Here is a 5827-nt window from a genome sequence, read left to right on the forward strand (position 1 = left end):
GGACGGCGACGGCGGCCGCCGGGTCGCTGGAGCTGGCGGGGGAGGGTGCCGCCATGGACGGGCTGCGGGCGCTGTGCGCGGCGGCGTGGACGGCGGCCGGTGACGGCGTGTGCACGCTGGACGCGGACAAGGCGCTGGCCCGGCTGGGACTGTGAGCCACCCCGGGGCGAGCCGCCCGGGGTCCGGCGTGACCGGTGTCTCGGGAAAGATCGGCAGGGTAGGCTAACCTAACTGCGTGTTGGTCGAGAGTCCCGTTGAACAGCGCGCGGAGACAGCCTCCGTGCTTCCCAGACGGCGAGCGGTACGTGCCTTCGGGCTGCTGCTCTCCGTCGTGCTGCTGGCGTGCGTCGCCGGGGCGAGCATCGCGATCGGGGCGAAGGACCTGTCCCTGGGACAGGTCTGGCACGGGCTGTTCGAGGACTCGGGCACCTACGGCGACACCGTCGTGGCCGACCGGTTGTCACGAACCCTGCTGGGGCTGCTCGTCGGCGCCGCGCTGGGGCTCGCGGGGGCGGTGCTCCAGGCGCTGACCCGCAATCCGCTGGCCGACCCCGGGCTGCTCGGCATCAACGCGGGCGCCTCCGCGGCCGTCGTCACCGCGATCACCTTCTTCGGCGTCACATCCCTGTCGGGCTATGTGTGGTTCGCGTTCTGCGGGGCGGCGGCGGTCGGCGCGCTGGTGTGGTTCCTCGGCGGAAGCCGGGCCGTGACCCCGGTGCGGCTGGCGCTCGCCGGAACCGCCGTCAGCGCGGCGCTCTACGGCTACCTCCAGGCGATCATGATTCTGGACGACGCCGCGCTCGGGAAGATGCGCTTCTGGACGGTCGGTTCGCTCGCCGCGGGCGACACCTCGACCATCGTGCAGGTGCTTCCGTTCCTGCTGGCCGGCTCCGCGCTTGCCCTGCTGCTGGCCCGCCCGCTGAACGCCATGGCCATGGGCGACGACACCGCCAAGGCCCTCGGCGCCAACCTCAACCGGACCCGGGCGCTGTCGATGCTGACGGCCACTGTGCTGTGCGGGGCCGCCACCGCCGCCTGCGGGCCGATCATCTTCGTCGGTCTGATGGTGCCGCACGTGGTGCGCTCCTTCACCGGGCCCGACCAGCGCTGGATCCTGCCGTACGCGGCGGTCCTGTCGCCGGTGCTGCTGCTCGGGGCCGATGTCATCGGCCGGATCGTGGCCCGGCCCGCGGAGCTCCAGGTCGGCATCGTCACCGCGATCATCGGCGGCCCGGTCTTCATTCTTCTCGTACGACGGCGGAGGACGGCCCAGCTGTGAAGAGCAACCGCGCGATACGCACCCCCGGCGGGCTCTCGGTCCGGCTGGACGTGCGCGCCCTCACGGCCGTGGTCCTGCTGGTGCTCGCCGCGCTCACCGCGAGCGTGCTGCTGATCGGCACCGGCGACTTCCCGATCGGGGCCGGCGACGTGCTGCGGACCCTGGCCGGGCAGGGCGACGCCGGGCAGGAGTTCATCGTCAACGAGCTGCGGCTGCCCCGGGTGCTGGTGGGGCTGCTGGTCGGTGCCTCGCTGGGGCTCGGCGGCGCGCTGTTCCAGGCCATCTCCCGCAATCCGCTGGGCAGCCCGGACGTCCTCGGCCTCAGCCAGGGCGCGACCGCCGGTGCGCTCACCATGATCGTGCTGTTCTCGGCGAGCAGCGAGCAGATCACCCTCGGCGCCCTCGTCGGCGGACTGGTGACCGGAGCCGCCATCTACCTGCTGGCCTGGAAGCGGGGCGTGCACGGATACCGGCTGGTGCTGGTCGGCATCGGCGTGTCCGCGATCGTCACCGCGGTCAACGGCTATCTGCTCACCAAGTCCGACATCATCGACGCCGCCCAGGCGGTGGTGTGGATGACCGGGTCCCTCGACGGCCGGGACTGGAACCAGGTGTGGCCGCTGCTCGCGCTGTGCGCCGTCCTGGTGCCGCTGGTGCTCGCCAACTCCCGTGGCCTGAAGATGATGGAGATGGGCGACGACGTCTCCTACGCGCTCGGGGTGCGGGTCGAGCGGGTGCGGATGCTGCTGATGGTCTCGGCCGTGCTGCTCACCGCGTCCGCGACGGCCGCCGCCGGACCGGTCAGCTTCGTCGCGCTGACCGCGCCGCAGCTGGCCCGGCGCCTGACCCGCTCGCCCGGCCCCAATCTGCTGGCCTCGCTGTGCATGGGCGCCACCCTGCTGGTCACCGCCGACTTCGTCTCCCAGCGCGTCTTCGGCGCCGGCCAGCTGCCCGTAGGAGTGGTCACCGGGGTGCTCGGCGGTGCCTATCTGCTGTGGCTGCTGGTCGCCGAGCGCAGGGCGGGCCGGATATGAGCGCCCGCACGCCCGCCCCCAGCGGACTGAACGGACCGAAGAACACAAGGAGCACCGTGAACCGCCTGTCCGCCGAGAACGTCACCCTCGCCTACGACCAGCGGGTCATCGCCGAGCAGCTGTCGGTGGAGATACCGGACAACTCCTTCACCGTCATCGTCGGTCCCAACGCCTGCGGCAAGTCGACGCTGCTGCGCGCGCTGTCGAGGATGCTCAAGCCCAGCCACGGGCGGGTCCTGCTCGACGGTCAGCTCATCCAGTCGATGCCGGCCAAGAAGGTCGCCCGCACCCTCGGCCTGCTGCCCCAGTCGTCCATCGCGCCCGACGGGATCACCGTCGCCGACCTGGTGGCCCGCGGCCGCTACCCGCACCAGGGCATCCTGCGCCAGTGGTCGACCGAGGACGAGCGGGTGGTGCAGGAGTCCATGGCGCAGACCGGGGTCGTGGAGCTGGCCGACCGTTATGTCGACGAACTCTCCGGCGGCCAGCGGCAGCGGGTGTGGATCGCCATGGCCCTCGCCCAGCAGACGCCGCTGCTGCTGCTCGACGAGCCGACCACCTACCTCGACATCCAGCACCAGATCGACGTCCTCGACCTGTGCGCGGAACTTCACGAGGAGCAGGGCCGCACCCTGGTCGCGGTGCTGCACGACCTCAACCACGCCGCCCGCTACGCCACTCATCTGATCGCGCTGCGCGAGGGCAGGGTCGTCGCGGAGGGCGCCCCGAAGGACATCGTCACCGCCGAGCTGGTGCAGGAGGTCTTCGGGCTGCGCTGCCAGGTCATCGACGACCCGGAGACCGGCACCCCGCTGATCGTGCCGGCCGCCCGCAAGGCGCGGGCCGCCGCGGCGGCCTCCTGACCTGGCGGGGCGTAAGCCGCCGGGTCAGAGCAGCTTCCTCAGGCGCAGCAGGTCCCGCAGCCCCGCTTCCAGCCGCACCCGGCCCGAGGCCCAGGCGCGGGCGAAGTGCAGCTCGCCGTCGACCAGCGCCACCAGGTCGTCGCCCGTCATCGCCAGCCGGATCTGCGCCTTCTCACGGGGCGGGCCGGAGTATGTGCCGTGCACCTCGATGCGGCCGCCGGTGAGCCGGCCGGCGAACGTCACGTCCAGGTCGGTGATGTGGCAGCTGACCGAGCGGTCCATCGCCGCGGCGGCGCGCACATCGCCCTCGGCGCGCTGCATGCTGTCCGAAAGCTTGTCCAGTGCGGCACGGCACTCCTCGATCGTGGCCATCGCGCACGACGGTACCCCAGGCGTTCGGGGTAGCGTCGGGGCATGAACGACGCACGTCCCGACAGCCCGGCGGCGCCCGCGAGCCCCGTGGCGCCCGACGGCCCGGCAGCGCACGGGGAGCACAGGGAGCACGAGGAGCCCGCGGCGGAGCCCCGGCACGAGCCCGCGGCGGAGCCCCGGCACGAGCCCGCCGGCCCCGCGCCCCTCGGCGTGCCCCGCACCCCCACCGGCAACGCCGAGGTGGACGCCCACCTGCAGCGGCTGGCCGACGCCGACCACCTCACCACGGACGGTCACCTCGAGGTGTACGAGGATGTGCACCGGGGGCTGCGCGACGCGCTCACCGCCCTCGACACCCGCCCGGGACCGGTGCCGCCCGCCGCGCACCCGGCCGGCGCCCCGCACCCGGGGCCGGCGGGCCGCCCGGCCGATCCGACGAACCACCGACAGGGGAGCTGAACCGAACGTGGCAGGAGTCGCACGCCGCCGGCTCGACGCGGAGCTGGTCCGCCGGAAGCTCGCGCGCTCGCGCGAGCACGCCAGCCAGCTGATCGCCGCCGGGCGGGTCACCGTCGGCAAGACCGTCGCGACCAAGCCCGCCACGCAGGTCGAGACCGCCGCCGCGATCGTCGTCGCCCAGGACGAGAACGACCCGGACTACGTCTCCCGCGGTGGCCACAAGCTCGCCGGCGCCCTCGAGGTGTTCGTGCCGCAGGGGCTGGTCGTCAAGGGGCGGCGCGCCCTGGACGCCGGGGCGTCCACCGGCGGCTTCACGGACGTGCTGCTGCGGGCGGGCGCCGCGCACGTGGTCGCCGTGGACGTCGGATACGGACAACTTGCGTGGTCTCTGCGGAGCGATGAACGCGTCACCGTCAAGGACCGTACGAACGTACGGGAGTTGACGCTCGATGCGATCGATGGGGAGCCTGTGGACCTTGTCGTGGGGGATCTGTCCTTCATCCCGCTCGGGCTGGTGCTGCCCGCCCTGAAGCGGTGCGTGAACCCGGACGCCGACCTGGTGATGATGGTCAAGCCGCAGTTCGAGGTGGGCAAGGAGCGCCTCGGCAGCGGAGGCGTGGTGCGCAGCCCGCAGCTGCGGGCCGAGGCCGTGAAGGGTGTGGCCGAGAAGGCATGGGAGCTGGGGCTCGGCGTGCAGGGAGTCACCGCCAGCCCGCTGCCCGGACCTTCCGGCAATGTCGAATATTTCCTGTGGCTGCGGGCCGGGGCTCCGGAACTGGACCCGGCCGATGTTGACCGTGCTGTGGCGGAGGGGCCGCGTTGACACAGAACCGAGCTCGAACTGTATTCCTGCTGGCCCACACCGGGCGGCCCGCGGCCATCCGCAGCGCCGAGCTCGTGGTCAAGGGGCTGCTGCGCTCCGGCCTCGGGGTGCGGGTGCTGGAGGCCGAGGCGCAGGACCTGCCGCTGCCGGACGAGGTGGAGACGGTCAAGGAGGCCACCCCGCAGTGCCTCGACGACTGCGAGCTGCTGATCGTCCTCGGCGGTGACGGCACGCTGCTGCGCGGCGCGGAGTTCGCGCGGGCCTCCGGGGTGCCGATGCTCGGCGTCAACCTCGGCCGGGTGGGGTTCCTCGCGGAGGCCGAGCGCGACGACCTCGACAAGGTCGTGGACCGGGTGGTGAACCGGGCCTACGAGGTCGAGGAGCGGATGACCATCGACGTGGTGGTGCACCGCAACGGCGACATCGTGCACACCGACTGGGCGCTGAACGAGGCGGCCGTGCAGAAGGTGTCCGCGGAGCGGATGCTGGAGGTCGTGATGGAGGTCGACGGGCGGCCGGTCACCGGGTTCGGCTGCGACGGCATCGTCTGCGCCACGCCCACCGGCTCCACCGCCTACGCGTTCTCCGCGGGGGGCCCGGTGGTGTGGCCCGAGGTGGAGGCCCTCCTGATGGTGCCCATCTCGGCGCACGCGCTGTTCGCCAAGCCGCTGGTGACCTCGCCCGACTCGGTGCTGGCCGTGGAGGTTCTGCCGCACGTCCCGCCCGGGGTGCTGTGGTGCGACGGGCGGCGCACGGTGGAGCTTCCGGCCGGGGCGCGGGTGGAGGTGCGCCGGGGGGCGGTGCCGGTGCGGCTGGCGCGGCTGCACCACGCCTCGTTCACCGACCGTCTGGTGGCGAAGTTCGCGCTGCCGGTCTCCGGATGGCGCGGGGCCCCGCACTAGGACGGTGTCGCACCAGGCTGGTGTCCTGGCCCGCCCGGCCGCCCGGCCGCCCTGGCCCGCCCGGCCGCCCGGCCGCCCTGGCCCGCCCGGCCGCC

General features: G+C 73.1%; 7 protein-coding genes and 1 pseudogene. 7 read left to right on the top strand and 1 reads right to left on the bottom strand.

Going from position 1 to position 5827, the window contains the following annotated elements; translation table 11 throughout:
- From ABD207_RS22855 to ABD207_RS22870, 4 genes and pseudogenes are all read left to right on the top strand, one after another.
- Positions 1–155: pseudogene (locus ABD207_RS22855) on the top strand (HAD family hydrolase); the annotation flags it as partial.
- 80 nt (positions 156–235) lie between these two features.
- Positions 236–1279, top strand: coding sequence for a FecCD family ABC transporter permease (locus ABD207_RS22860; RefSeq protein WP_344014977.1), 1044 nt, complete (start codon positions 236–238; stop codon positions 1277–1279).
- Positions 1276–2313, top strand: coding sequence for a FecCD family ABC transporter permease (locus ABD207_RS22865; protein ID WP_344014978.1), 1038 nt, complete (start codon positions 1276–1278; stop codon positions 2311–2313). The genes ABD207_RS22860 and ABD207_RS22865 overlap by 4 nt, the downstream gene beginning before the upstream one ends.
- Complete coding sequence (locus ABD207_RS22870) at positions 2310–3176, top strand: ABC transporter ATP-binding protein (protein WP_344014979.1); 867 nt, start codon at positions 2310–2312, stop codon at positions 3174–3176. The genes ABD207_RS22865 and ABD207_RS22870 overlap by 4 nt, the downstream gene beginning before the upstream one ends.
- Before the next feature lie 24 nt (positions 3177–3200).
- On the opposite strand, the gene ABD207_RS22875 is transcribed toward ABD207_RS22870, so the two are convergent.
- A complete protein-coding gene (locus ABD207_RS22875; RefSeq protein ID WP_344014980.1) occupies positions 3201–3548 on the bottom strand; it encodes an SCP2 sterol-binding domain-containing protein in 348 nt (115 codons plus the stop codon).
- A gap of 42 nt (positions 3549–3590) precedes the next feature.
- Between ABD207_RS22875 and ABD207_RS22880 the strand changes: the two genes are divergently transcribed.
- From ABD207_RS22880 to ABD207_RS22890, 3 genes are read left to right on the top strand one after another with little or no spacing between them, the layout of a single operon-like run.
- A complete protein-coding gene (locus ABD207_RS22880; protein ID WP_344014981.1) occupies positions 3591–4007 on the top strand; it encodes a hypothetical protein in 417 nt (138 codons plus the stop codon).
- Positions 4008–4014: 7 nt separating this feature from the next.
- A complete protein-coding gene (locus ABD207_RS22885; RefSeq protein WP_344014984.1) occupies positions 4015–4830 on the top strand; it encodes a TlyA family RNA methyltransferase in 816 nt (271 codons plus the stop codon).
- Positions 4827–5732 carry an NAD kinase gene (locus ABD207_RS22890; RefSeq protein WP_344014985.1) on the top strand — a complete coding sequence of 302 codons (906 nt, stop codon included), beginning with the start codon at positions 4827–4829 and terminating at the stop codon, positions 5730–5732. Before ABD207_RS22885 ends, ABD207_RS22890 begins: the two co-directional genes overlap by 4 nt.
- Positions 5733–5827: the final 95 nt, after the last annotated feature.

Origin of the sequence: Streptomyces thermospinosisporus (assembly GCF_039526425.1) — a bacterium.
GTDB lineage: Bacteria > Actinomycetota > Actinomycetes > Streptomycetales > Streptomycetaceae > Streptomyces > Streptomyces thermocarboxydovorans.